This is a genomic window from uncultured Porphyromonas sp., assembly GCF_934359325.1.
Lineage (GTDB): Bacteria > Bacteroidota > Bacteroidia > Bacteroidales > Porphyromonadaceae > Porphyromonas_A.
This window is the reverse complement of sequence record NZ_CAKRLH010000196.1, coordinates 1-3,053: the sequence shown is the minus strand read 5'-3', so window position 1 is coordinate 3,053 and position 3,053 is coordinate 1. Positions and strand designations below refer to the sequence as shown.

The following is a 3,053-nucleotide window of genomic DNA, read 5'->3' as shown; positions in this document are numbered from 1 at the left end:
CGAGGCTGCGTGATGCCGGACTTCTACTCCCTGGATCCCTTCCGCAACGACGTGGATCTGATCTTCCACACCGCCTTTGACGCCTAGAAGGCTGACGCCGGCTCAGAGGAGAGCGAGGAAGAGGCGATGCCCGAGGATAAGGAGGAGTAAACCCCTTTCCCTTTAGTTCAATGCAGTTCCTCGGTGGTCATTCTGCCACTGAGGAACTGCATTGACTTATGATGGGGGGGGCATCAAGACAAACAGACCGGCATCTACCATCACGAGTCGTTAGTCTTATGACTCGGGGCACGACAGGCACCACTATACTGTGGCAATCAGCAGATAGAGATCCACTGATTATGCTACCGGTATTAAGTCCGGAGACACTACCAGATGGCTCTGAGGCGTTGATGTGTCGGAAATCCTTTTTCATATATAAATTTGTAGTAGATTTGTAAAGAAAAGTAATCCACGACAGCATAGACTATGAGCCTCGGAGACCGCTGGAGACGCCTCATCGACACCTTGCTTCCTACTCACAAGAGCAGGATAGCGATCGTTGTACTACTCGGTGTCGTAGCCGGGATCGGCTCCTACCTCGTCTATATGTCGCGCGTCTGGAGCTATGCCGGAGACGATCCGGCGACCTGCATCAATTGCCACGTCATGGAGCCCTACTATGCGACATGGATGCACAGCTCGCACGGCACAGAGACCACCTGCAACGACTGCCACGTCCCGCACGACAGCTTTGTGAGGAAGTACTTCTTCAAGGCGACGGACGGGCTCCGGCACTCCTACGTCTTCACGATGAGGGGCGAGCCGCAAAGTATGAAGGCAATCCCCGAGAGTCAGAAGGTGATCTACGAGAATTGCATTCGCTGCCACTCGCAGCTCAATCAAGAGTTTGTCAAGACCGGGATGCTCCGTGGAGCGTCTATCACTGACGGGACGGAGATGGCCTGCTGGGACTGCCACCGCGATGTACCTCACGGCGGAGTCAATAGCCTCTCCAATACACCCAACGCCATCGTCCCGTTCCCCAAAAGCCCAGTTCCCGACTGGATCAAGAGAGCGAAAAAGAGTAATCTCGACTAATAAGCCACCCCACTATCTCATATATCCGCATTATGAACGAGCAGAAACCCAAACGACTAAAAAACTGGCAAGGCTGGCTTCTCTTCGGAGCCACCCTCGTGATCGTCTTCTTTCTGGGACTCCTTGCCGCCTCAGTGACCGAGCGACGCTCAGAGATCCGATCGATCTATGCCAATAAGAAGATCGACATCGAGCCCGGCGAGGCGAAGAGCGAGGTCTACGGCATCAATTATCCCCGAGAGTACGACACCTGGAGGGAGACCGTAGACACGACCTTTGAGAGCCGACACAATGGGAGCAAGGCGGTGGATGTGTTGGCAGAGCGACCGGAGATGGTCGTCCTGTGGGCAGGCTACGCCTTCAGCCGCGACTACTCCACCCCGCGAGGACATATGCACGCTATCGAGGACGTCACCAAGACCCTGCGAACGGGTACCCCGGGACTTCCGGACGGGGAGGATCTCCAGCCTGCCACATGCTGGACCTGCAAAGGCCCGGATGTGCCGAGGATGATGCAGCAGGTGGGGCTGCAGGAGTTCTATCAGAAACGCTGGTCCGACTGGGGAAGCGAGATAGTCAATCCTATCGGCTGCGCCGACTGCCACGATGCGGAAACGATGGAGCTGCACATCAGCCGCCCGGCACTCGTAGAGGCTATGGAGCGTCGCGGGATCGACATCACCAAGGCCTCTCACCAAGAGATGCGCTCCCTCGTCTGTGCTCAGTGTCACGTCGAGTACTACTTCAAGAAGGACGGCAACTACCTCACCTTCCCCTGGGACAAGGGGATGACCTTTGAGGATGTGGAGGCTTACTATGACGAGCAAGACTACTACGACTACATCCATCCGCTGAGCAAGGCGCACATCCTCAAGGCTCAGCACCCGGACTACGAGCTGGCACAGCACGGGATCCACGCTCAGAGAGGAGTCTCCTGCGCAGACTGCCATATGCCGTACATCAGCGAGGGGGGAGTAAAGTTTAGCGACCACCATATCATGAGTCCTCTTGCTCACATCGACCGTACCTGTCAGACCTGCCACCGAGAGAGCGAGGAGGAGCTGCTAAAGAACGTCTACGACCGACAAGAGAAAGCACTCGAGGTACGGAACAGCCTCGAGAGGGAGCTCTCCAGAGCACACATAGAAGCAGCCTTTGCCTGGGCAAAGGGAGCGACGGAGAGCCAGATGGCGCCGGTGCTCAAGCTGATCCGAGAGAGCCAATTCCGCTGGGATTACGGAGTGGCAAGCCATGGTGCGTCATTCCACGCCCCACAGGAGGTGACGCGTATCCTGAGTGGTGGACTGGAGAGAGCTCTTCAGGCTCGGGTAAAGCTGGCACAGGTACTGGCACAGAATGGATTCACCGGCGAGGTACCAATGCCTGACATCAGCACGAAGGAGAAGGCACAGAAGTACATCGGTCTTGACATGAATAAGCTTCGGGAAAAGAAGGAGGACTTCAAGAAAACCATCGTCCCGAAGTGGATCGAGGAGGCCAAGGCTAAGGGTAATATCTACACTGCCTCCAATCAGTGAGTCCCATTGCCACAAGGACAATATGGGTATCATCTACACTGAGAAGAGACGTTCCCCGATGGCTCGGGTGACGTCTCTTGCCCTAAAGGGAAGTCGTTGCGATGAGTAAGGGAAAGAGCCTGTGGAGCGGGAGGTGGGGCTACAAGGAGGGCTGGGTCGTCACAGGCGGATTGCTCCTGATCTCACTTCTATGGCAGGGGCTCCTCGGTCCGCTACCGGGAGGGATGATCCCCCACTCGACCGTTATCGGAGCTGTCATCATCCTTGTATTGACAGCGGGGATCTGTACCGTTCTCAGGGAGCGGAGAGAGGTGCCGGAGGCGATCCGATACCTCTTTAGCCCTGCAGCCACCATCTGTAGCATCACCCTCTTTATGGGGGTGACTTTAGTGGCCGGGCTGACGACACAGGTGCCGCCGGAGATGGCCATCGGGA

Annotated in this window: 2 protein-coding genes and 1 pseudogene; all 3 read left to right on the top strand. The window is 56.4% G+C overall.

The genetic code is table 11. From position 1 onward, the window contains the following. The first annotated feature begins 468 nt into the window (after positions 1 to 468). The gene (nrfH, locus tag Q0F21_RS06790; RefSeq protein ID WP_297238544.1) at positions 469 to 1,080 is read left to right on the top strand and encodes a cytochrome c nitrite reductase small subunit; all 612 of its coding nucleotides are present in this window, start codon (positions 469 to 471) and stop codon (positions 1,078 to 1,080) included. Between the two features lie 32 nt (positions 1,081 to 1,112). Next, entirely contained in the window at positions 1,113 to 2,618 is a 1,506-nt protein-coding gene (gene nrfA / locus Q0F21_RS06785) for an ammonia-forming cytochrome c nitrite reductase (protein WP_297238542.1), read from the top strand. A 101-nt stretch (positions 2,619 to 2,719) separates the two neighbouring features. Then, positions 2,720 to 3,053 (top strand): annotated as a pseudogene (locus tag Q0F21_RS06780) (hypothetical protein); the annotation flags it as partial.